At 41.6% G+C, this 24,580-nt stretch carries 13 protein-coding genes and 2 pseudogenes; 10 read left to right on the top strand and 5 right to left on the bottom strand.

Going from position 1 to position 24,580, the window contains the following annotated elements; genetic code table 11:
- Positions 1–58: 58 nt before the first annotated feature.
- The 3 genes from V7L12_RS31630 to V7L12_RS31620 form a co-directional block, all read right to left on the bottom strand.
- The gene (locus tag V7L12_RS31630) at positions 59–943 is read right to left on the bottom strand and encodes an aspartoacylase (RefSeq protein WP_335090482.1); all 885 of its coding nucleotides are present in this window, start codon (positions 941–943) and stop codon (positions 59–61) included.
- The gene (locus tag V7L12_RS31625) at positions 940–1,995 is read right to left on the bottom strand and encodes a glutathione S-transferase family protein (RefSeq protein WP_335090480.1); all 1,056 of its coding nucleotides are present in this window, start codon (positions 1,993–1,995) and stop codon (positions 940–942) included. The genes V7L12_RS31630 and V7L12_RS31625 overlap by 4 nt, the downstream gene beginning before the upstream one ends.
- 206 nt (positions 1,996–2,201) lie before the next feature.
- Positions 2,202–4,658 carry a BsuBI/PstI family type II restriction endonuclease gene (locus tag V7L12_RS31620; RefSeq protein WP_335090478.1) on the bottom strand — a complete coding sequence of 819 codons (2,457 nt, stop codon included), beginning with the start codon at positions 4,656–4,658 and terminating at the stop codon, positions 2,202–2,204.
- 244 nt (positions 4,659–4,902) lie between these two features.
- Here V7L12_RS31620 and V7L12_RS31615 point away from each other — a divergent pair, with 244 nt between their 5' ends.
- The 4 genes and pseudogenes from V7L12_RS31615 to kdpA all read left to right on the top strand — a co-directional run bounded on the left by V7L12_RS31615 (position 4,903) and on the right by kdpA (position 9,776).
- The gene (locus tag V7L12_RS31615) at positions 4,903–5,880 is read left to right on the top strand and encodes a 2-hydroxyacid dehydrogenase (protein WP_335090476.1); all 978 of its coding nucleotides are present in this window, start codon (positions 4,903–4,905) and stop codon (positions 5,878–5,880) included.
- 7 nt (positions 5,881–5,887) lie between these two features.
- Positions 5,888–6,734, top strand: a pseudogene (locus tag V7L12_RS31610) (Rpn family recombination-promoting nuclease/putative transposase).
- A 118-nt stretch (positions 6,735–6,852) separates the two neighbouring features.
- Positions 6,853–7,404, top strand: coding sequence for a hypothetical protein (locus tag V7L12_RS31605; RefSeq protein ID WP_335090474.1), 552 nt, complete (start codon positions 6,853–6,855; stop codon positions 7,402–7,404).
- Between the two features lie 503 nt (positions 7,405–7,907).
- Positions 7,908–9,776 carry a potassium-transporting ATPase subunit KdpA gene (kdpA, locus tag V7L12_RS31600; protein WP_335090472.1) on the top strand — a complete coding sequence of 623 codons (1,869 nt, stop codon included), beginning with the start codon at positions 7,908–7,910 and terminating at the stop codon, positions 9,774–9,776.
- 99 nt (positions 9,777–9,875) lie between these two features.
- On the opposite strand, the gene V7L12_RS31595 is transcribed toward kdpA, so the two are convergent.
- Positions 9,876–10,181 carry a hypothetical protein gene (locus tag V7L12_RS31595; protein WP_335090470.1) on the bottom strand — a complete coding sequence of 102 codons (306 nt, stop codon included), beginning with the start codon at positions 10,179–10,181 and terminating at the stop codon, positions 9,876–9,878.
- A gap of 50 nt (positions 10,182–10,231) precedes the next feature.
- Here V7L12_RS31595 and kdpB point away from each other — a divergent pair, with 50 nt between their 5' ends.
- The 5 genes from kdpB to V7L12_RS31570 all read left to right on the top strand — a co-directional run bounded on the left by kdpB (position 10,232) and on the right by V7L12_RS31570 (position 18,263).
- Positions 10,232–12,373, top strand: a complete 2,142-nt coding sequence (gene kdpB / locus V7L12_RS31590; protein ID WP_335090468.1) for a potassium-transporting ATPase subunit KdpB — start codon at positions 10,232–10,234, stop codon at positions 12,371–12,373.
- An 84-nt stretch (positions 12,374–12,457) separates the two neighbouring features.
- Entirely contained in the window at positions 12,458–12,700 is a 243-nt protein-coding gene (locus tag V7L12_RS31585) for a potassium-transporting ATPase subunit F (RefSeq protein ID WP_335090493.1), read from the top strand.
- On the top strand, positions 12,700–13,338 hold the full coding sequence (gene kdpC / locus V7L12_RS31580) for a K(+)-transporting ATPase subunit C (protein WP_335090466.1): 639 nt from the start codon (positions 12,700–12,702) through the stop codon (positions 13,336–13,338). The genes V7L12_RS31585 and kdpC overlap by 1 nt, the downstream gene beginning before the upstream one ends.
- Before the next feature lie 257 nt (positions 13,339–13,595).
- On the top strand, positions 13,596–15,905 hold the full coding sequence (pabB, locus tag V7L12_RS31575) for an aminodeoxychorismate synthase component I (protein WP_335090464.1): 2,310 nt from the start codon (positions 13,596–13,598) through the stop codon (positions 15,903–15,905).
- Between the two features lie 582 nt (positions 15,906–16,487).
- A complete protein-coding gene (locus V7L12_RS31570; protein WP_335090462.1) occupies positions 16,488–18,263 on the top strand; it encodes an iron uptake porin in 1,776 nt (591 codons plus the stop codon).
- Between the two features lie 274 nt (positions 18,264–18,537).
- Here V7L12_RS31570 and V7L12_RS31565 read toward each other — a convergent pair whose 3' ends face one another.
- Positions 18,538–21,240: a CHAT domain-containing protein gene (locus tag V7L12_RS31565; RefSeq protein WP_335090459.1), complete on the bottom strand. Its 2,703-nt coding sequence runs from the start codon at positions 21,238–21,240 to the stop codon at positions 18,538–18,540.
- Between the two features lie 565 nt (positions 21,241–21,805).
- Here V7L12_RS31565 and V7L12_RS31560 point away from each other — a divergent pair.
- A pseudogene (locus tag V7L12_RS31560) lies at positions 21,806–24,464 on the top strand (hypothetical protein); the annotation flags it as partial.
- Positions 24,465–24,580: the final 116 nt, after the last annotated feature.

Here is a 24,580-nt window from a genome sequence, read left to right as displayed (position 1 = left end):
TCAATTTCTATCATCACTTCCAATTAAAAGCAATTATACAAAAATTTTTATCCACATTCTAGATGTTGATTTGCTGCTTTTGGGTCAAACACATTGCAATTCCCTTTTCGTAGTAAGCTGCCTCATTAATAAAAATTGGCCAAACAGTAGATGCACCTTCATAAACAATTGTTTTATCGTCAAAAGTTATAAAAATTGGATCTCCTGGGTGCAAGGCTTGATAATCCTTATCCTGAAGCTCTGGATGAATCATTCCAAAGATTGTACCATCCGGTTTTTTGGGATAGTCTACAACTGATAAGTGGTCATAGAGAATCAACGTTTCATTATTTGATGGAATTTTACCCTGGTTAAACTGTTCTAGGTAGTCCAGAAGCGCGCGAACAAGTTCCTCTGTTTGTTGGAATAGCGTCGCTTTTAAGATACCTTGGGCAATTGGGCCAACCTCGAACGCAAAGCCTAATTCGCACAGAGAATTTACAAATGGGTTTTCTGCAATTGATTTAAAAGAGCAGCGATAAACCCTAACGAAAGGATTAAGCTGGCTCAGATAAGCAGCCAATTTTAAGTTGAAGGAATGACTGTTATCAAGAATAATTGTCAGACCCATATTAGCTGTACTGCTGTGCAAGTCTAAGATGAAATCTGCTTGTTTATCCCCATTTAATGCTAGGGTATCCTGGATTAATTTAGCCTGCAAATCTTCGTAACTATTCAGAGTTGAATCTTGTAAATCTTGCTTGAGAAAACAGCGATTTAAATCTTTTTCTAAATATCGTCTCCCGGCGGCAAAAGCATTGGGATTTGCTAACAGAGTGACTGTCTCAAAACTCGATCTAGTAATTAAATCGGGAAACTGGGCAAATTTCTGGATTAGGTAGGCACCTGTAAACTCATTGCCATGAGTTCCACCGACAATTGCAACCCGATTAATCTGATTCATGAAGCATTCACCTTGCCGATGCGATCGCGATCGTGTGGTTGATTAAGATAGGACATATCAGGGCCATTGGGAATAATGCCGCCGGGATTGAGTGGGAATAGGTTCCCGTAGTAGTCCCGCTTCACAGTTTCTACGTCGCAAGTGTCAGCCACACCCGGAAGCTGATACAAGTCACGTAGATAAGCTCCGAGATTCTGATAATCTCGAATTCGCTGCCGATTGCATTTAAACAGCCCATAGTAGGCACTATCAAACCGAAATAATGTTGTAAATAAACGTACATCTGCAAGTGTCAGATGTTCACCGCAGAGATAGCGATTAGTCTGCAATGCAAGTTCAATCTCATCAAGAGTTCCGAACAGTTCATTACAGGCTTGATTGTATGCTTCTTGAGTCTGGGCAAAGCCACAGCGATATACACCGTTATTTACGGCGTGATAAATCTTTTCATTCCACCAGTCAATTTTCTCTTTAAGTTCTTCTGGGTAAAGATTTAGCGTCGGATTGTTAGCGAATTCGTTAAACTCAGAGTTCAGCATAACGATAATCTCTGAACTCTCATTATTGACGATGGTTTTTGTTTGGTTATCCCATAGTACCGGCACTGTAGAGCGCCCACTGTAGCCGGGTTCTACCTTTTGATAAAATTCAGCCAGTGTGCGACAACCTTCTTCTTCTTGGTTGAATATCCAACCGCCTTCAATGGGAGAAGGAGAGACGATACATACTGATATTACCGCTTCCAGTTTTTTGAGCGATCGCACAACTAAAGTTCGATGTGCCCAAGGACAGCCCAGCCCAACATAGAGTTTGTAGCGCCCCGTTGCTGGTGGGTGTGGATTCCCTGATTCTGTACCGATGAACTTGCGAAACTGGCTATTAGGACGAATATACGCTCCCGATTGATTGCGAGGAGCAAGATTTGACATCATTATCTGCCACATACTCGTCCAGACAAACTTTCCTAGCCAGATAATCCGCTTGGGAGGAAGCGATTTGCCTTTCTTCTTTGGGAGCTTTTTCTCGTCATCCATTGGAGTTGAGTTAGTCATGGCGACAATCTTGCTTTGGGAGCGATCGAAGTTAGCGCTGTATATGCTGTTAAATTTATAGTCGGTAGGTTTCCATACCTACATGCATCTTGAGATTTCTTATTTTAACTCTACTACGCTTTGCCTGAACTGTTGGATCTATATTGTAGATACCGATATCGCCTTAACGCTTCTTTTTGCACAGATTATCAAAAATTAAAAATAGTTTATTCTGTTTCAGAATCTCTATCTACTTTGTAAGCCTGTAATAAATATTCTCCATTGAAGTGAATGAGATGAGTAGAATCTTCCGCAACCCAAACATCGGTTTCCCAAGCAATTTCAGCCAAATACTCTACCATCGCTTTCCGGCTTAAAAAGGTTGTTACCATTACAAGGGGAATTTTTATATTAGCAAAGATAACTTCAAGTTCTTTCTTGCGTTTAGGGTTAATTGGGCCATGAGAAGTTACAGCTTCAATTAAAACTAGCCAATCATTTTCTATATGATGGATAATCACATCAGGCATTTTTCCGTGAAAATCGATAGTAACACCCAAATCTCTCAATGCAACTTTATTAAAATGCGCGAACTTTTCATCTGTATCACCAACATAAATCAGTTTTCCTCCAGGTGTAAAACGTTCTGCAAACTCCTTAATAATCTTTTCGATCAGAATATTCTGTCCACCTGGTGATAGAGTTTTTAACTTTCCTTCAATTATTATAGGGATACGTGATAGTTCCCGCTCCTGAGCATATCGTTTTTTCAAAGTTTCAACTGAAGCAAGGTAAGTACGAATGCTCTTTTTCCATTCAGTACTTCCATAAGTACGTAAGAGTTCAAGCACACTTTCTTCAATCTGATATACTGTTTTTGGACTGTTAACGGGGCGTTCAGGAGCATCTGGATTTGCAATTATCAAAGCCGCATCTAAGAATTGATGGACTGTTTGGCGGCGAACAGTTTCCCGTGTATTAGGTTTATATGTTTTGCCATAGTGCTGTGCCATAAATTCCATCATTGGCGTAATTCCCATTAGGGGAGATGTAGCAGTTCCCCAAGGATCAGTCGGCTTTAAGTCAAGTAGAGCCAAAAGGGTTAAGGCTGAACGCTCATTAAGTTGTGCCCGTGGAAGTCCAAGTTCAATTAGTATTTGCAATGCTTCATCAATACGGATTTTAATTATTAAGGGGTTATTTTCAGACTGATTGCTCATACTCAGTAACTCTTTTTGCACAAGTTCATCAATTTCTTTCTGTGATGGGAAATGCTCAGTAATATATAGTCCTACGGTCATTAGCTGCGCTATTGTGGGATATTTTAAATTTCGTAAATCGGTTGCATTAACCTGAGTATGCCCATTAAACAACCGAAAAAATGTATCAACAAGGCTAGAGTTAAGATAAGCAGCAAGACCGCGTGCTAGGGTAAGATTGAGTCCTCTTCCGTCCTTGTGAAAATAATTTAAGTGATTTTCAAAACCTACCCAAGAACAATTAATTTTGTTAGCATCATATACAACGGCAACAACTCGTTTTTTTTCCTCTTTTGAGGACAATCGTTTAGTCAAAACATAATGTTCATTTGGTACTAAAAGAGAGACAGTTTCTTCGGTATATACCAGAGCTTGGTGCTTTCTAGTTACCTTGGGATACTCAACATATCCTTTTGAAAAATTCAATGGATAAATCAAGGGAACAGTATTTTTGTCTGGCATTAAACACAGATATTCTTTAGCACGAAAATCTACAACACGTCCCGTTGATACAGTTAATTCTAGGTCTTTTAATGTGCAGGTAAAATTAGCCATTTTTTCAATGACCTGCTGACTTACTGTATCGGGGATAATGTGGATAAATTGTTGCGAATCGCTGGGAATAACTATCTCTGTATAAGCTAAGGAATTTGACAGAATAAAATCATCATTAGCACTTGAACTTGTACTGATGATTACATTGTCAAATTTTGGTTTTTGTTTGATAGCATGGATAATAATTGTTTCTTGCAAAACTTCATCATCACTAAAAGCTTCCTGTCTGGATTCAAAAAGATGTATCTGGTCTAAAGCCATCATTTCTAAAAACATTCTGCGGAAGTCTCTAAAATATGGCCCATTACAGAAACTACGCGGCGAGATAGCTACAAGCTCTCCTCTTGATTCAAGAAGTTGAACTGTAGCAGCAATAAAACCTGTATATAAATTGCTGGCTTCTAATCCTATAGAACGTAACAAATCACGAACTTTGGAATGAGCGTTAATTTTTAAATATGGGGGATTGAGAATAGCGTGGGTAAATCTGCAATTGTCAGGATTATCGAACAAACTAGGCTGAAGAAGTCTGACTGCATCCTCAATAAAATCCGTATCTCGGATCTCATAGTTTAAAGAGATACCAGCTATTTGACATTCTCTAGCACATAATTTCAATGTCTGATGCAAATACCCAATCAGAAAAGGATCAATTTCATAGGCAACAATATCTAAATTGGCTGGGCGTTGTTTGCTGTGACAAAGTTTAGCTACAAAGGCTGCAAGTAATGAGCCAACTCCTGCTCCAGCATCAAGTAGAGATATTTGAGGAAGATCGAGCTTGCCAAACATCCCAACCATTAATTCCGCGACTGGAGCAGGAGTCAAAAATTGCCCCAGTTTTCCTTTTTGCTTTTGATCCTGTTTCAAGCTTGCAGCAATCCTCAGAATATCTACGTCATCGAGTAAGTTTCTGGCAGAACATTTCGACAAGCTTTTGAATTCCAACGGCTTGTGATGATTGTCTGTAGACTCTCTACTGCTTGATTGGAACATCACGGTTCATTTTCACAGAACAAAAACCAACTTTACCAGGTTTTGAATTTACGCCATGATATTTTAAAGAGAAACTGATGCAAGAAGCGTCCCTTTATCCAGAAATTATTTTAAAACTATGCTTCAAGCTAAAGTATTTGTCACTCGTCGCCTACCCATCGAATTAGAGCGACTGCGATCGCTTGCCATTGTGGAAGTTTGGCCAGAACGCCAACCCCCTCCCTACGAAATTTTACTAGAAAAAGTCAAGGAAATAGATGGTTTGCTATGTCTGCTGACTGACCAAATTGATCGCCAACTGATCGAGTCAGGGAAACTCAAAGTCATCAGTCAAATGGCGGTGGGTTACGATAACATTGACATTGCCGCCGCTACGGCACGACAAATTCCCGTCGGTCATACTCCTGGGGTGTTAACCGATGCTACCGCAGATTTTGCCTGGGCATTATTAATGGCATCTGCCCGGCGAGTAGTAGAGGCAGATCGGTTTACTCGTGCAGGTTTGTGGCAGACTTGGGAACCAGATTTGTTATTGGGGCCGAATGTTACGGGTGCTACCTTGGGAATTGTTGGTTTTGGGCGGATTGGTCAAGCGATCGCTCGTCGTGCCAAAGGCTTTGAAATGCGGATTTTGTATACGAGTAGGCAACGATGCAGCCCAGAATTAGAACAATCTTTAGGTGTGGAGTTTGCTGCGTTAGAACACTTGCTGCAAGAGTCAGATTTTGTAACACTGCATACACCATCTGCTGATGATACTTATCATCTGATTAGCGATCGCCAATTTGAGTTGATGAAGCGATCAGCTATTTTGATTAACACGGCGCGAGGAACTATTGTAGATCCCGATTCTCTGTATCGTGCCCTGAAAAGTGGTCAAATTGCTGCGGCGGCTGTAGATGTCACCGAACCAGAACCGATTCCCAGCGATAGCCTGTTGTTGACTCTAGAAAATCTAATTATTGCACCTCATATTGGCAGTGCCAGCCATCAAACGCGCTCAAAAATGGCTTCAATGGCGATCGCTAATTTAATCGCGGGACTTAGGGGCGATCGTTTGGCTTATTGTGTCAACCCTGAAATTTATAATTCATAATTAATCAATGTCTTTTGATAACCTGTGCAAACTACTTTCAGAAAAACATCCCGTTACCTTTGCCAGTTGGGTTTTGGGTACACCTCAAACTTCCGTCAAAGTCCTCAAAACTGAATTGAGCATTGAACCGATTCGCGCTGATTATGTCACATTTTTACAGCTACAAGGACGTATTTTACACCTGGAATTTCAAACTAAACTAGAATCCACGCCACCCCTACCCCTGCGGATGCTAGATTACTGGGTAAGGTTATATCGGTTGTATCGTCTACCAATAACGCAAGTTGTTGTATTATTGCTTCCCCCTGCACCAGAAACGGTAATTGAAACTGCCTTCAGTGTTGAAACCACCCGTCACGAATATCGTGTGATTCCCTTATGGGAGGAAAATCCAGAACTATTTCTCAACGATCCAGCTTTGTTACCCTTAGCACCACTGGCAGCAACCACGCAACCCCAAATCTTGTTACAACAAGTTGTGGAACGAGTGAATCAACTTGAGCCAGAACAACGACCAGAAATTTCTGCTTACACCCAAATCTTAGCGGGGTTAAAATACAGAAAGGACTTGATTCGACAATTATTTCGGGAGGGTATGATGCGCGAGTCAGTAATTTATCAAGAAATTCTGGCAGAAGGGGAACAACGAGGAGAACAACGAGAACGATCGCTCATTCTCCGTCAACTCACTCGCAGGGTGGGAGAATTACCCCAAGAGGTGCGTTAGCGAAGCTTACCGTCAGGTATCGCACATTGAAACCCTCTCTCTAGAAAAATTAGAAAACCTCGCTGAAGCTTTGTTAGATTTTCAGGCGAGCGCAGATTTAGAAGCCTGGTTAACTACATTAGAGTAGCACTAAGTAATCTTAATTTTCTGATTTTGGATCGAGTTGAGTTCAGATGCTTAAAAGACTATATTTTAGTGTTTAATTTTAAGTTAGATAATCGAAAGCATATTTCCAGCTAACATTGATGAATAATACTCTAGCTTCTACTTTAGGAGAACTACAAACAAAAATATATTGGCTACATGATGCTGAAAATTTTTCTGAATTGGCAGAAGCAGCAACTAAAATATATATGAAACTTGGATATGACCAACAAAAAGCAGAAATTGTTGGTCATTTAATTAGTCAAGCCTATCAGTTCTCTGACGATGCTGATATATCATACAAGGCTGGAGACATCGAGAAAGAAATAAAATTTTATAATCAAGTCAAAGATAAATTTATAGAGGTTGAGGCTATATTAGGTCTACAAAAAAGTATAGCCGAGCATCAAATGAAATGGTGGATTTATTTTCGCCACAAACAGAAATTTAAAATTATATATCACCTATTCTTACAACATTTCAAACCTTTGGGCTTCAGCTATTTATTTATAGCTATACAACTAATATATTATATGTTAATGATAGGCAAAGGTCATAATTTGCGCGATATAAAGATAACTCAAAAAAATGCTACAAAATATTGGATGCAATTATTGAAATGTAATATTACCAAATATCCATATTTAGGTTAATTTGGTATTTTGTAAAATATTCATAGAAGCAACGCATAGCGTCTCGTAGAGAAAGTGGTTTGATAAATTAAGCTTTTTGGCGAATTGCGTGTCAATCGTGGTTTTGTTTGTATCGTTGCAGTTTATAACCACCCTTTTAAGTTTCTTACTCATTCCCTACGTAGTCAATAAAGCTAAAAGTTACTGTAATCCTCAAAGACCTCAGCTAGTTTTAGTTGTCAAATAACTATTTGTTTAGTATTTAGCTGTCTTTCTATATTTGCAGATATATATCGAGATAAACACTCTTATACATAGAAACATATATTTCTTATATAGCATAGTTTAAATATCAATTTATACCTTGTGTTCTTTCACAAAAAACTCCATGATTGAGAAAGCCCATAATTATAAGTTAGTTGGTTAATAAAGATGTAAATATACTTCATAAATATTTCCAATCCCTAATAAAAAAATATCTGATATTTATCTCAAGTTTACTTAGGTTGGAGTTTGATTGACTCATGCTAGAAGGATGGATTCAAATTATATTAACGCTACTAATTGTAGTAGCAATTACTCCTATTTTTGGGCGCTATATGGCGCGGGTTTACCTAGAGCAAAGTACTTTTCTCGACCCGATTTTGAATCCGGTTGAGCGAGTGCTTTATTCTTTGGTTGGCGTTAAAACCAAAGAAAATATGACCGACTGGCAGTATGGGCGGGCAATTTTATACAGCAACGTAGCAATGGGGTTGCTGATTTTCTTGATTATTATGAATCAAGGATGGCTACCATTAAACCCAACCAAAATAGATGCCCCAACTTGGGATACAGTGCTGCATACGACTATTTCTTTTATTACTAATACTAACCAGCAGCACTATTCTGGTGAAACCTACATGAGCTATGGCAGCCAAGTGTGGGGACTTGGTTATCACATGTTTACCTCTGCTGCCACTGGTTTAGCGGTGGGGATTGCTTTTATTCGCGGATTAACTGGTAGATCCTTGGGCAACTTTTATGTAGATTTAATTCGCTCGATTACGCGAATTTTGTTGCCTATTTGTATTGTCGGCGCGATCGCTCTCATGGCAGCTGGCGTTCCCGAAACACTGGCGGGTGCAGCTGTATTCCCCACCTTGGAAGATCCGAATATCAGTCAGGCGATCGCTCGTGGCCCTGTTGCTCATTTTGAAATTATCAAGCAATTAGGGGAAAACGGCGGCGGCTTTTTCGCCATCAACTCGGCACACCCTTTTGAAAATCCCAACGGATTTTCTAACTTGATTCAGATTGTCGCCATGCTTTCGATTCCTACTTCCCTAATTTACACTTATGGGTTGTTTGCGAATAACACTAAGCAAGCTTGGTTAGTCTACGGTATGGTTGGTGTACTCTATGTAATATTTATCATCGTTACTGCCATTGGTGAATACAACGGCAATCCGGCTGTGAATGCACTACTGGGTAGTCAGCAACCAAATTTAGAGGGTAAAGAAGTCCGGTTTGGTTGGGCACAATCTGCACTGTTTGCAACGAGTACAACTGGTACTATGTGCGGTGCAGTCAACAGTTTACACGATTCTTTCATGCCCAATGGCGGTTTTATTACCCTTTCCAATATGTTCCTGCAAATTATCTGGGGTGGACAGGGTACAGGAACCGCTTACCTGTTTGCTTACCTGATTCTGGCTGTGTTCGCCACAGGGTTGATGGTGGGACGTACACCAGAATTTCTCGGACGCAAGATTGAGAAGCGCGAGGTTGTACTTGCTAGTTTTTTGATTCTGCTGGTTCACCCGATCGCAATTATGATTCCCGCAGGTATCGCCTTGGCGTTTCCCGATCAACTATCAGGAATTAGCAATCCAGGTTTCCACGGCTTTGCTCAAGTTATCTACGAATATGCCTCAGCGGCTGCTAACAACGGTTCTGGCTTTGAAGGCTTGGGAGATTCACAACCTTCACCTTTTGCGATGTCTACAGGTACAGCACCAACTTTAACCGCTTTGTGGTGGAACTTGAGTACCTGCTTCAGTTTACTAGCTGGACGCTATATTCCGATCATCGGTTTGCTGTTCTTGGCAGATAGTATGTCTCGTAAGCAAGCTGTTCCCTACACCACTGGTACATTACGAACCGATACCGGACTATTTACAGGCGTTACCGCAGGTGTGATTTTAATTCTGGGCGCACTTACATTCTTCCCAGTCTTAGCATTAGGCCCCATCGGTGAAGCCTTTTTTATTGCCAAAGGTATCGGATCGGAATTGGGGAGGGAGGATGAGGAGAGTAGGGGCATTGGTGTCAACTTAAGCTCAAACGCTTATTCCACATGCGTTTTACCCCCCTTAATCCCCCCTTATAAAGGGGGGAGACCGGAGATATAGTTCCCTCCCCAATACATACGGGGAGGGTTAGGGTGGGGTAACGCGGATCGTGATGGGAAGCCAGAGAACTGAATATCACGTTTTGACAAGGGTTTCACGTTAAGTTGACACCAATGGACAAGGGGACAGGGGAATTAGAGACTGATTCATCACTTCAGAACTCCATTCATCGACTTCGGAACTCCATTCATCGACTTCGGAACTCCATTCATCGACTTCGGAACTCCGTTCATCAACCTCGGAACTCCGTTCATCAACCTCGGAACTCCATTCATCAACCTCGGAACTCCATTCATCAACCTCGGAACTCCATTCATCGACCTCGGAACTCCATTCATCGACCTCGGAACTCCATTCATCGACCTCGGAACTCCGTTCATCGACCTCAGAACTAGATTCATCCACCTCATCGTCCTATGCCCAATGCCCAATGCCCCATTCCCAAGATTTAATCTATGCCAATTAATACTGATTCTCCCTCGCCTCCTATTCCATCTGAAACTCGTGACTCACGCAAGCATACCCCCAAAACAGATATGCAGGGACTTTACCAGAGAGCAATTAGTGAATCATTTGTCAAGCTCGATCCGCGAATTACTGTCAGAAACCCGGTGATGTTTGTTGTTTGGGTAGGGACAATTGTCACCTTTCTTGTTACTCTTAACCCAAATCTGTTTGGCACAATCCAGGCTGATGTCAACCAACAACGCTTGTTAAACGGGTTGATTACCTTTATTCTCTTTTTCACACTCGTTTTTGCCAACTTTGCGGAAGCCGTAGCTGAAGGACGCGGTAAAGCTCAGGCTGATTCATTAAGATCGACGCGATCGGATACAATCGCTAATAAAATCCTCCCCGATGGTTCCATAGTAAAAGTCAATTCCACAGAACTGCGGCGGGGCGATTTGGTAAAAGTGGTTGCAAATAATATGATTCCCGCCGATGGCGATGTCATTAAAGGCATTGGCTCAGTGGATGAGTCGGCAATCACTGGAGAATCTGCCCCGGTATTGAAGCAACCAGGTACAGATATTGCCAGTTCGGTGACAGGCGGTACACGCCTACTTTCCGATGAGTTGACAATTCGCATTAGTGCCGATCCTGGACAAGGCTTTATCGATCGCATGATTGCCTTAGTAGAAGGAGCAGAACGCAGCAAGACTCCCAATGAGATTGCTTTGACAGTATTGTTGGCAGTGTTAACACAGGTATTCTTGATTGTGGTGGCAACTATGCCCCCATTTGTCGGCTACATCGCCAGTTTTATCAGTACAGCCTTTGGGGCTGAAGCGGGAAACAGTTTGCGGGCGGGTGCTAGCGTTGCTATTTTAATATCGCTACTAGTAGCTTTAATTCCTACAACTATCGGTGGTTTACTCAGTGCGATCGGTATCGCAGGGATGGATCGAGTTGCTCAATTTAATGTCATTGCTACCTCTGGTCGAGCAGTAGAAGCTTGCGGCGACATCAACACCTTGGTACTAGATAAGACAGGCACGATCACCTTGGGTAATCGGATGGCCGACGAGTTTATTCCCCTGGATAACCACTCAATAATAGACGTGGCGCGAGTCTCTTTAGCTGCTAGCTTGTTTGACGATACGCCAGAAGGCAAATCGATTGTGATTTTAGCAGAAAAGTCCCAGGCTGGGGTAGACTTTAACATTGACAAAGCCGAAGGTGTAGAATTTTCCGCGAAAACCCGGATGAGTGGCACGAATCTACTTGATGGCAAACAAATTCGCAAAGGAGCGGTAGAGGCGATTAAGGGATTTATCCGTTCCCGTGGCGGCTACGTTCCTGATGATATAGATGCAGCTTATGAGCGAGTTTCCCGGTTAGGCGGTACGCCCTTAGCTGTGTGCCAAGATGACAAAATTTATGGTGTCATCTACCTGAAAGATATTGTCAAACCCGGTCTGCGGGAACGGTTTGACCAACTCCGCCGCATGGGTGTTAAAACTATTATGCTCACAGGTGACAATCGAATTACCGCTTCAGTAATAGCCGAAGAGGCTGGGGTGGATGATTTCATTGCCGAAGCGACTCCAGAAGACAAAATTGAGGTGATTCGCTCGGAACAATCTGAGGGTAAACTGGTGGCAATGACCGGGGATGGTACGAACGATGCACCTGCTTTGGCTCAAGCAAATGTGGGTGTGGCGATGAATTCGGGGACGCAAGCTGCCAAAGAAGCTGCTAACATGGTGGACTTAGACTCAGATCCCACGAAGCTAATTGACTTAGTAACCATCGGTAAACAGTTGCTAATTACTCGTGGAGCATTAACAACATTCTCCATCGCTAACGATATTGCCAAGTATTTTGCGATCATTCCCACAATCTTTGCCGCCGCTGGAATCGGCGCACTTAATATTATGGGATTAAAGAGTGCCCAATCTGCGATCGTCTCGGCGCTGATTTACAATGCCTTGATTATTCCAGCACTAATTCCGCTAGCACTCAGAGGGGTGAAGTTCTTACCTTTAACAGCAGATCAACTGTTACGTCGTAACATCTTCATCTTTGGTCTTGGCGGTATCGTTGCACCCTTCATTGCCATCAAACTGATAGATATCATCCTACCTCTGTCTTAACTTACTATGAAACCTATTCAGATCCGACGCGCGTTGGCAAAGCCTCTCGAAGAGAAGCGTCTCGTAGAGAAGCTCGCCGCAGGCATCGCTGCATCCCAAGTATTAGAAGAAATAACTGAAATCTGGTGTCAATGGCGTAGACAAAAGCTACCACTGTATTTATTCTTGGCGATGTGTTTCAACCTAGTGGTTGCACCTATGGTCTATGCAGCGACTAATGAACAACTTTCCCGCAGTCAATCTTGGGGATTGGGGTTGTTAGGAATGGTGACACTGGGACTTTCCATCTATTTATTTTTTGTCATGTTTGTACCGGAGAAATTCTAATGAGTTTTGCACGTGAAGCTGGTAGAGCCGTTCGTTCTACCTTGGTACTCTGGGTAATTGGAGCGATTATTTATCCTTTTGCAATGATTGCCATTGGGCAGATTGTGTTTCCATTTCAAGCAAACGGTAGTCTGCTGAAAAATAGCACAGGTCAAGTTGTCGGTTCTGCTTTGATTGGTCAACCTTTTAGTAGCGATCGCTATTTTAACAGCCGTCCCAGTACCACCAGCTACAGCACAGCCGATCCCAAAAAAGATGATGCAGGAGTTTTGAGAACTGGGGTTTCAGGCGCTAGTAACTTGGCTCCCAGTAATCCTGCATTAATGGAACGCATTAAAGGTAAAGATGACCCAGACCCCAGCAAAAAAGTTGAAGGTGACTTCAATCGTCTGAAGAAAGCAGGTGTGCAGCCAACTGGCGATTTAGTCTACACCTCTGGTTCTAGCCTTGACCCCCACATTACCCCGGAAGCTGCGATCGCACAAGTTGCACGAGTAGCCAAGGCGCGCGGAGTTCAACCGAACCAACTCGAAACTTTAATTTCTCAAAACACCGATGGTCGCTTTCTTGGCATCTTTGGCGAGCCTGGAGTTAATGTGTTGAAGTTGAATTTAGCTCTGGATAAGATTAAGGGATAAGGGCTTGGTCAATAGTGAATATGCCTCATATTTGGAATAGCTATCTATAGTACAATACACTTGGGTTAAGCATTTCTTTCTTCCCTTTGTGTTCTTTGCGTCCTTTGCGGTTCGTCAAAAAAATTGACTTTAGCAAAGAGTTTTAGCCTGAACTGAACTGTATTGAGATAGAACCGAAAAATTTAAAGTAGCAGATAAATTATCTAGGTGCTATTCTAATTGCAAAAATATTCTATACAGTTGTTAATTAAGTATGTATGCAAACATTAATTATTGATAACTATGACTCTTATACCTTTAATCTTTATCAGATGATTGCCGAGGTAAATGGTAAACTACCTCTAGTAATTTATAATGATCGCCTTAACTGGGATGAATTGAAAGAAATTGCATTTGACAACATTGTGATTTCACCTGGCCCCGGTCGTCCAGAAAGATCGCAAGATTTTGGAGTCTGCCGACAGATAATTGAGAATGCGGATGTGCCCTTGCTGGGAGTCTGTCTGGGGCATCAAGGACTTGGCTATCTACATGGTGCAAGAGTGATTCATGCACCGGAAGTTCGACACGGTAGACTCAGTAAAATTTATCATAATAATTCGGAATTATTTCAAGGTATTCCTAGTAATTTTTCTGTGGTGCGCTATCATTCGTTGTTAGTTGCTAATGAACTACCTGAATGTCTGGAAAAAATTGCTTGGACTGAAGAAGGACTGGTGATGGGATTACATCATCGCCATCTACCTTTTTGGGGCGTGCAGTTTCATCCAGAGTCTATTTGTACAGAATATGGGCAAAGATTAATAGCAAACTTTCGAGATATTACGCTGAAATTTACAGAGAAATCGCCAAGGAGGCAGGATAGCGCAGCGGTAGCGAGTCCGCGAGCGTCGGCAGAAGGCAGGAGGCAGGAGGCAGGAGGCAAGAAGGAGAGACACCTACAAGGGGCGGAGCTTGAAAACCTCTTGGCAGAGTCAAAAAGTCCACAAAAGCAATATTGGATTGGATCTGGAACTATTAATCCTGTTATGAATCAACCCCGCCAAGAACAGGAAGAGAAGTTTGAATTGTATACACGCAAGTTAGATATCTGCCCAAATACAGAACAAATATTTGTACAGCTGTTTGGGGATGCAGCAAACGCTTTTTGGCTAGATAGCAGCCGTGTAGAACTTGGTCTATCTCGCTTCTCGTTTATGGGTGATGGCAGCGGAGCAAACAGTTTATTGGTGCGATATCATACCCAAATACAAGAACTCATCATCACACAGTCAGATACCGTGATTCATCGCACCGAAAGTATTTTTGAGTATTTGAAGCGGGAAATAGATTGCCGATTTTGTCAATCTGATGAGTTACCTTTTGATTTTAACTGCGGATTTGTTGGCTATTTTGGCTATGAACTTAAGGCGGAGTGTGGATCGTTATTGGTGCATTCTTCACCATTACCTGATGCAATTTTCTTACTTGCCGATCGCATGATTGCGATCGATCATCAAGAACAGTGCCTTTATTTGCTGCAATTAATCAAAAAAGGACAAACAGAACAAGTAGAAACTTGGTTTGATACTATCCAACAACAACTCGAAACTCTAGATCCTCTTTTTTCTCTTGTACCCCAAGAAAATTGTCAGCCTGTTAAGTTCCGTTTGAGTCGTACTTACCAAAATTACATCCAAGATATTCAGCAATGCTTGGACGAAATTCACGAAGGAGAAACTTATCAAGTTTGCCTGACAAATCAGCTTTACACCGATGCAACCCCTGACCCATTGACCTTCTATCGCACATTACGTAAAATCAATCCGGCTCCTTATTCTGCATTTTTGCGCTTTGGTGAAATTGCGATGCCTGCGGCGAGCGTAGCGATCGCCTGCTCATCTCCAGAAAGGTTTCTACAGATTGATCGTCAAGGATGGGTAGAAACTAAGCCGATTAAGGGAACCCTACCACGAGGAGAAACCCCCGAAGCCGATTTTATCCTCCGTGAGAAGCTACGCAACAGCGAAAAAGACCGAGCTGAAAATCTGATGATTGTCGATCTGTTACGCAATGATTTGGGACGAGTCTGTAAAGTTGGTAGCATCCACGTACCAAAATTAATGGATGTGGAAACATACTCAACTGTACATCAGTTGGTGACAACGATACGTGGGCGGTTACGTTCAGATTTACAAGCAGTGGATTGCGTGCGGGTTGCATTTCCCGGAGGATCGATGACTGGTGCGCCCAAAATCCGCACCATGCAAATTATTGATCGCTTGGAACAAGAGGCGCGGGGAGTTTATTCAGGTGCGATCGGCTTTTTGGGTTTGAATGGTTCAGCCGATTTGAATATTGTGATTCGGACTGCTGTTTTGACTCCCAATCGAACTTCCATTGGTATCGGTGGCGGGATTATAGCGCTTTCTGAGCCGGAGATGGAGTTTCAAGAAACGCTGCTTAAAGCCAAAGCCTTAATCGACGCTCTGCTTTTGACGATACACGGAACATCTGAACTAGATATGTATCCCATTCTGGGATTAGAAGCAACAACTGTTGATAGTTATGAAAAATTATCTGCCTAAATCAAAGACTTAAAAAAGGATGGAGTGTTTGGGGTGGCTATTATGACACAAAACTGGCTACTATTAAAGATTATTGAAACTAACATTTATATCCAAATTTCCTTGGGTTAAGGATTTTTGGTATTGATTTTTAACCTGTAGAGACGAGAATTTTTATGTCTTTACCAAGAATTTTGGGCTTCACTGACGGTATTGACTTATATCTAACATTCAGCAGGTTGGAAGTTCAAAAGAATTAATAATCAATAATTACTAATTTATAATCACAACCCCATACATAAATGCACTTTCTTGATTAAGGAATAAATTGAAAGAGAAAAAGGAGGTACCAAAAACTAGGGTTAAAAACAAGAAGCTAAAATCCATATATAGCAAAAAATCGTATAAAACTCCCTTATCAACCCAACCCTTGACAAAGAAACTATCTGCAAAACATGACAATTCCTTCTCTGTAAAAATTTTCTTAGATATATAGCTTAGGTAACAGCAATCTGATAAGATTTCCCACAAGTAGAATAATCACTTGTTCTCTTTTTCTTGAACCAACTGATTTTGGTTATTTTTTGGGAAGGGAAAATAAAAATGTCTCATCTATTGTGGAAAACTCTGGTACTAAGTCCAGTAGTTTTGGGAGTGACGGTATTGGTTTCCGCTAGGGCTATGGCTGCTGAAGTAGCAAGTTATTTTGAAGATACAAAGCCAATAGCTGCTCAGACAGAAGCACGAATAGCTGCTAATGCTTCAAGATTCATTAAAACAGAGCAACCAAAAGTTAATCAGCAATTGGTTGCCCAAAAGACTGATGAAAATAAGGTTTTAGAAGAGGTTAATCGCTACACCAACGAAGCCAAAAATCAGAATTCACTCTCTCAAGTCACATCAGTTTCTCAATTTTCTGATGTACAGCCGACTGATTGGGCATTCCAAGCTTTGCAATCCTTGGTTGAACGCTACGGTTGTATTGCAGGATACCCCAATAGCACTTACCGTGGCAATCGGGCACTGACTCGTTATGAGTTTGCCGCAGGTTTGAATGCTTGTTTAGATCGAGTTAATGAACTGATTGCAACAGCAACTGCTGACTTGGTGACAAAACAGGATTTGGCGACTCTCCAGCGTTTGCAAGAGGAATTCTCGGCAGAACTGGCAACTCTACGCGGTCGAGTCGATTCTCTAGAAGCACGGACTGCTGAACTAGAAGCCAATCAGTTTTCCACTACCACAAAATTGGTGGGTGAAGCTATTTTTGCTGTTAGTGATATTTTTGGCAATAATACTGGCGGTGTAAATAATACTGTCTTCCAAGATCGGATACGTTTAGACTTGCAAACCAGTTTCACGGGTAAAGACCTTTTACACACCCGTCTTGCAGCCGGTAATGCACTAGCCTTTACACAAGTAGGAAATGATGGTGTTGCGATCAATACTACTGAAGGCACACAAACATTTCAAATCGGCAGCACTGGTAACAACGGTGTGATTATCGACTGGCTGGCGTATTACGTACCCATAGGCCCAGTTCAAGCTTACTTTGCGGGCACCGGAGGTATTCATAGCGATTATGTGCCCACTAATAATCCTTACTTTGAGGATTTTGATGGTGGAAATGGTGCCTTGTCTACCTTTGCTTCTGAAAGTCCGATTTATCGCATTGGTGGTGGTGCAGGTGCAGCATTAACTTTACCCTTAGGTAGCGGTGGCAGTTTTTTCAAACCTTCATTGACTATAGGCTACTTGGCGTCAAATGCTAATGATCCTGGGCCAAATCAAGGTTTGTTAGAGGGTAACTATGCAGCTCTGGGACAGTTGAACTTTAGTGTTGGCGATCGCTTCTCTATAGGTGCTACCTACGTTCACGGTTATAATGGTGCTGGAAGTATCGGTTTATTTGATGGAGGTAGTGGTAATCCAGGCACTATCCGCGTCGTAGGTACTAATCAAGCTAACACCCTCCTAAACCCATCTTCCAGTAATTCCTATGGTGTGTCGGCAGCTTTCAGACCCAGTGACAAACTGTCAATTAGTGGCTTCATTTCTTACCACGATGTCACAGGCGTTGGTGCTGATGATGATTATGAAGCTTGGAGCTACGGTCTTGGGGTAGCCTTACCTGACCTTGGTAAAAAGGGTAACGTTTTAGGTATTTTTGCTGGTGCAGAACCTTATGCCCGTAACCGAGGAGGAGTTTTTGCTGGTACTGGTAATGATATACCTTATCACTTTGAAGGCTTTTACAAATATCGCGTGTCAGATAACATCTCAATCACCCCTGGTGTAATCTGGTTGACCTCTCCTGGTCAAAACAGCAATAACGATGATGCAATTATCGGTACGCTGAGAACAACTTTCACCTTCTAAAGGTTTACAGCAATTTGCTTTAGGGACGCATAACTATGCGTTCCTATGGTAATTTATGGAAACAGAATAAAGGCGTCAGTCGCCAGAATTCAGAATGGATTTTGTGCAACTATAGGGATAAAACACCTTTCCTCTTTACCCAGCCAAGTTCCCTTAGCGAACTACTAGTACAGCACTGCGTAAATTAAACATACCCAAATGGCGCAAGAGCTTGGAATACAATTCTTTTGACTTTTGACTTTTGACTTCCGCCTTGCGGTACTGGGGATCTTTTTCAAAGCCAATTACCGATCGCAACCATTGGTGCCCAATATGCAGGATGATCGTACATGATATTGACACCTTCAGATGGCGGTAATTTCTTAGCATGAATCATTCTGATTTGAGCCGTTTGCAAAGCCTCTGCAATACTCATGCCAGTGTTGCGATAGTTGGTGTAAAATGTTTTCACTAGTTCGGATGTCGATTGATCGGTAACACTCCACAAAGATGCGATCGCACTTTTAACCCCAACTTGCAATGCAACTCCAGCTAATCCTAGTGTGGCACGGTCATCGCCAACTGCGGTTTCACAGGCAGTAAGTGTAAGTAGTTCGACGCTATCTGATTTGCTGTTGAGGTTTCGCAGTGAGTTTTCTAATTGGCTGATGGTAAGTTTTTGGTTTTTCCCTGTGACAATGAAGGTGTCTTCAGGAATGATGCCAAATTGAGCGTGACTAGCTATGTGAACAATCGGATATGTGGTTTTATCAAGTTTGTCTTGAAAACTTTCGGGGAGAAAATTATCGTCAATCAGGGGGGTATGATTGGGGAATATACTTTCAACTGCACTGATTTCATCGGGAACCGCAAAAAGTTGTTCAAAAGTCTTGCCGTCGATAGTGGCTTGTTTTGTCAAACCCAAAATTAACGCCTTTTGCGTACTGCGATCGCGTAGTTTAGGTGTGGTTAGTCGTAAACTGGGAGTTGTTGCAACTGCGTAGGTTTCAACTAAATATTTGTTGAGTTTGCTGTCATAAAGTGCCGCCATTGGAACGCTACGCAAAAACCCATCCTGAATAAATACCAGAGTTTTGACTTTCTCTGGGTTGATATCCTCAGCAAAGGGGCGAATCATCCAATCATAAAGCTGTGCTGCAATTGTTGTATCGTAGTTAATTTCTTCTCTTTTAACTAGTCCGATGCGAAACTCGGCAATTTTTTTCTGTAGGGTTTCACTGCTAACTATTTTCTCACCTTGTTGATTGGGGTCTTCAATCCACTTAAATTTAGTTGCCTGATTGGGTAACTGCAATAATATCCCGGTTTTGCCATCTAAAATTATTGAACTCAAAAACCCAGTCTTCTTAAACGTCACGCTATTATCTTCAAGGAGTTCGCCCACCTGTTTGGGATTCAACCCACTTAAAATGCAATCATTGCCAAAATAATTCTGTAATTCTGCGAGTTTCAACGCATCGATGGTGTTAACTACTTTCGATAGTTCCTTCCCACGTCCTTCGTCTGCAATTGCCCCAACTCCTAGCAAATCGAGCCGCGACTGTGCCAATGTCCGGTATAGTGGTCGAACAACATCGCGGAAGTCAAACTGTACATCTCGTTCGGCGGTCAAAATATCCTGGCGGATATCTTCTAAGGTATCAAATGCTCGTTGATAAGATGCGATCGCTTCTTCTTTTCGCTTTTGTTCGTCTAAAATCCGTCCAGCTTGCCACTCCCACAAATACAAGCTATCTTTTGCACTCAATTTGCTGTCTGCTGCGATGATAGCAGCTTGGGTATATTTTAATGCTTTTTGATTATTTAATGTTTTTTGATTATTTAATGCTTTTTCATTATCTGGGCTACATTCCCAGAAATGGCCCAAAGCACCATTAGAATAAGAAATTAGACGATTATCTTGTAACTTTTTACTTGTTAATACTGAGTTTTCGAGCAAATTTAATGCTTCGTTGTCCCCAGATAAAACCAGCTGAGTTGGACAGTAGGTAAAGGGTGAAGTTCCTTGAGCATCGCGCTGCAAGTAAGCTAAATCAATTGCGCCATAGACTTTTGTGGCGGAATCAGACAAACCTTCGAGAACTTTTAAAGCATCCTTAAGGGCTTTGTTAAACTCCTCATCATTAATAAATTTGCTCTTATTTGTCTGGGAAGCCAACTGAATAAAATTTAATAATCCCCGCATCTCTGCTAAAGGTTGTTTTTCGTTGCGGGCGAGTTTTATACTATCTTGAAAATATTGATAGGCTTTGTCGTAGTCTTTTTGTGAATTTTGAGTAAATTCTTTTTCTTTACTAAAAATACCAGCCTTCTTTGCCGAATCGGCTTGTAATTCTCGCAATTGACCACGACTTTTGTAAGCATTACCTAAACTATTAAACACTAAAAATTTAGATTCGGGAGCAACTTGTTGCGCTGTGTCTAAATGCTTAATTGCTTGGTCGTAACTTCCGATTAAGCGATATGCTTCACCGAGAATACCCAAAGCCGCAATATGACCGCGTTTGTCGTTGTATTTGGTGGCGATTTGTTCAGCACTTTCTGGAGTGCATTTTTCTTCCTGACTTGGTTGATTTTCGGAGCTTTTCGACTTATCTACTAGTTTGCCACACAAAAGTGCGATCGCTTTACGAGGTTGTCCCAAATTGCTGTAAACTTGGGCAAGTTCTGACTTCATACGTCCAACTTGCTGGATATTATTCACCGTATTATAGTCATTAATTGCTGCCGAAAGGGATGTAATTGCTGCTTTGCTTTCTCCTATTTGTTGGTAAGCACGCGCCAAATTTTCATTCACAACTGCTGTAACTGACGGATTATTTTTATCCTGATTTAATGCCTCTTGCCAATTTTTTATGGCATTAACAAAATCTCTGGCATTATAGTCTTTAATTCCTTGTTCAATTAGTGCAATGACATTTGGAGTTTGTGCAGATACAACTTGTCCAAACAATAAACAAATTACGAGACTTGCCAAAAATAATACTTTTATCAATCGATGGCGATTTAGTTTTTGGTATTGCTGGGTGAAGAGATGAATTAGTCTTGTATAAAGTCGCAAAGACATAAAAAGTAAGAGTTTTAGATATTTTTTTGGGGATTTCATATTTTAATTCAGCAATCTTTGGATCTGGTATTTGGTTTAAGAAAAATTATTTTTTATACAATTTTTTTCACAATCAATTGATAGAGGAAATACTTATATGAATTTTATTTTTAACTTACCAGAAATAGTAATCGAAAACTGAGTTTTGGGAAAGTGTGCAGTTTTATGCAATTTTTCTTGCATTTAATGACTGGAAGTGCAAGCTAAATAGACAAAACTTAAAATACTTGATTTTGGGTTAGACTTAGTTATCTTAGCCTCGGACTAACGGTATATACAGGCATTTAGCGCATTTTAGATGCATTATATGTAAGCATAAATAGTGCGATCGCACTATACAGAATCATGCAATTATATTTGCATAAAAGGTAAATGCATTACCTTGCTATTTACCTGATTGTGGATTTTATTCTAATTTATCCAAGGTAAATTATTTATGGATCAAGCACATAATCCTCAAAAAGCCAGTATTAAAAGTATTCTTTCTTTATGCCTAATATCCACTGCATTCAGCCAAGCTTCGCCAGCCTATGCACAAATCACACCCGATAAAACTCTGGGTGCAGAAGCTTCTCAACTTAAGCAAAATCTTATAATTAATGGCGTACTAGGCGACAAAATTGACGGTGGTGCAATACGCGGCAGCAATCTTTTTCATAGTTTCAGCGAATTTAATATCGAAAATGGGCAACGACTATATTTTGGTAATCCCACTGGTATAGAAAATATATTGACGCGGGTAACAGGTGGGAATGCATCGAATATTTTCGGGACATTGGGAGTTGATGGTGCAGCAAATTTGTTTTTGATTAATCCCAACGGAATTTTATTTGGGCAGAATGCGCGGTTAGATATGCAGGGGAGTTTTGTCGGGACAACAGCCAATGGAGTGCAGTTTGGCAATCAGGGTATTTTCAGTGCCACCAATCCCAAAGCAGCACCATTGTTGACGATTCAACCTTCGGCGTTGTGGTTTAATCAGCTTAATCAAGGTGCAGGAATTCAAAATAACTCAATTGCACGAGCCGGAACAGACCCAGCAGGGTTTAATGTATATGGTTTACGAGTAGCAGATGGTAAAAGTTTGCTGCTAGTGGGCGGTAATGTTGGTATGGATGGCGGCGAGTTAAATGCTTATGGTGGGAGAGTTGAGTTAGGAGGGTTAGCAGCACCTGGAAATGTCAATCTTCTTTTTGATGGCGATAATCTCAGCTTGAAATTTCCTCTTAATGTGACTCGTGCAGATGTATCATTGACCAATGAAGCGCGTGTGTATGTAGAAGCTGCTGGTGGCGGTGATATTGCAATTAATGCCCGCAACATAAATATTTTGGGAGGGAGTCTGCTGAATGCTGGTATCGCTGAAGGTTTGGGTCAACCAGAGGCGACTGCGGGGGATATTACGCTTAATGCTACGGGGGAAATCAAAGTTGCTGACTCCGGGAGTAAGATTCGCAATCTTGTGAGTGAGAATTCAAAAGGCAATGGAGGTAATATTACCATCGATTCTGGTGACTTCTCTCTAAGTGATGACGCTCGACTTTCTGCCTCAACTTATGGACAGGGGAATGCAGGGAATGTGACAGTGGATGCAAAAAATGCTGTTGACCTTGTAGGTGGTGACATCTTCAGTAATGTGGGAACGGGAGGTGTAGGCAACAGTGGAGGTATCAACATCAGAGGTAGTTCCCTCTCCCTCACTGATGGTGCTCTACTTTCTGCCTCAATTTTTGGACAGGGAAATGCAGGGAATGTCATTATCTTGGCAAAAGACAAAGTTTCATTTTCAGGAACTAACAGTGGAGTACTTGGTGCTGTTGATTCTTTAGGTATAGGAAATGGGGCTAATATCAATATTAGAGCGCGATCGCTTTCTCTTGGTAATGGCGCTCAAATAGCTACAAGCACTCTTGGAAAAGGTAGCGCCGGAAATATTCAAATAAATGCTGATGACTCTGTTTTTGTCAGCAATGGTTCTGTAATACAGGCTTTAACCTTTGGACAAGGTAATGCAGTAGGAAATGGGGCTAATATCAATATTAGAGCGCGATCGCTTTCTCTTGGTAATGGCGCTCAAATAGCTACAAGCACTCTTGGAAAAGGTAGCGCCGGAAATATTCAAATAAATGCTGATGACTCTGTTTTTGTCAGCAATGGTTTTGTAATACAGGCTGTAACCTTTGGACAAGGTAATGCAGGAAGTATCACTATTGAAGCCGGAAATACAATTTCCTTCGATGGAGTAGGAAGTAATAATCTTACTGCAGCATATAGCGCTGTCGGGCGCTTTGCAATACCTTCACCGGAATTTACAGGGGAATGTGACGGTGGGTGCAAAAAATGCTGTTGACCTTGCTAATGCTGGCATCCTTAGCCTGGTGGGAGCCGGAGGTGTCGGTAAGGGTGGCAATATCGAAATCAACTCACCCAAAATTACCTTAGACAACCAAAGCGGACTCACCGCCAAAACTGCATCCGGTAACGGTGGTAATATCAACATCAACAGCGATTTACTCTTACTCCGTCACAACAGCCAAATTTCCACCAGCGCAGGTACAGAAAAATTAGGTGGCAATGGCGGTAATATTAATATCAACTCAAGATTTATCGTTGCAGTTCCCGAAGAAAATAGCGATATCAGCGCTAATGCTTTTACAGGAAGTGGTGGAAACATCCAAATCAACTCGCAAGGTATCTTCGGTATTGAATCGCGTCCAAAACTAACCGAAAAAAGTGATATTACCGCCAGTTCGGAATTAGGCGTTTCCGGTGTAACAAATATCAATACACCCGATAACAGTTCTATTCAAAACAGCTTCACCGGATTATCACCAAATGTCATCGATACCAACGCACTCATTGCCAATAGCTGCATTTCACGCGGCATCAAGCGACAAGAAAACTCTTTTACCATTACAGGTTCTGGTGCTTTACGCTATACTCCAGGAAATGTGTTGACTTCAGCCTACACAACTGGTGATGTACGTAGTATTGAGCCAACACCACGTCCTTGGAAAAAAGGCGACCCAATAATTGAACCACAAGGATTGTATCGATTACCCAATGGGCAATTAATCTTGAGTCGAAGTTGTTGAAAATAAATATTGCACATATCGGAAAAATCGCATACACAGTTTTCTGCAAAATGGGATGCACCATCATGCGATCGCACCATCCAAATCATGCAACTATATGTGCATAAATGGTGAAT

It is taken from the genome of Nostoc sp., assembly GCF_036918245.1.
Taxonomy (GTDB): Bacteria; Cyanobacteriota; Cyanobacteriia; order Cyanobacteriales; family Nostocaceae; genus Nostoc.
The sequence above is the reverse complement of the archived record's forward strand: the minus strand, read 5'-3'. Positions and strand labels throughout refer to the sequence as shown.

Bases quoted from the DNA above. Each gene is read 5' to 3' on its own strand.
- pabB (WP_335090464.1), top strand. From the start codon at position 13,596: ATGCAAACATTAATTATTGATAACTATGACTCTTATACCTTTAATCTT.
- V7L12_RS31605 (WP_335090474.1), top strand. From the start codon at position 6,853: ATGAATAATACTCTAGCTTCTACTTTAGGAGAACTACAAACAAAAATA.
- kdpC (WP_335090466.1), top strand. From the start codon at position 12,700: ATGAGTTTTGCACGTGAAGCTGGTAGAGCCGTTCGTTCTACCTTGGTA.
- V7L12_RS31630 (WP_335090482.1), bottom strand. From the start codon at position 943: ATGAATCAGATTAATCGGGTTGCAATTGTCGGTGGAACTCATGGCAAT.
- kdpA (WP_335090472.1), top strand. From the start codon at position 7,908: ATGCTAGAAGGATGGATTCAAATTATATTAACGCTACTAATTGTAGTA.
- V7L12_RS31570 (WP_335090462.1), top strand. From the start codon at position 16,488: ATGTCTCATCTATTGTGGAAAACTCTGGTACTAAGTCCAGTAGTTTTG.
- kdpB (WP_335090468.1), top strand. From the start codon at position 10,232: ATGCCAATTAATACTGATTCTCCCTCGCCTCCTATTCCATCTGAAACT.
- V7L12_RS31615 (WP_335090476.1), top strand. From the start codon at position 4,903: ATGCTTCAAGCTAAAGTATTTGTCACTCGTCGCCTACCCATCGAATTA.
- V7L12_RS31625 (WP_335090480.1), bottom strand. From the start codon at position 1,995: ATGACTAACTCAACTCCAATGGATGACGAGAAAAAGCTCCCAAAGAAG.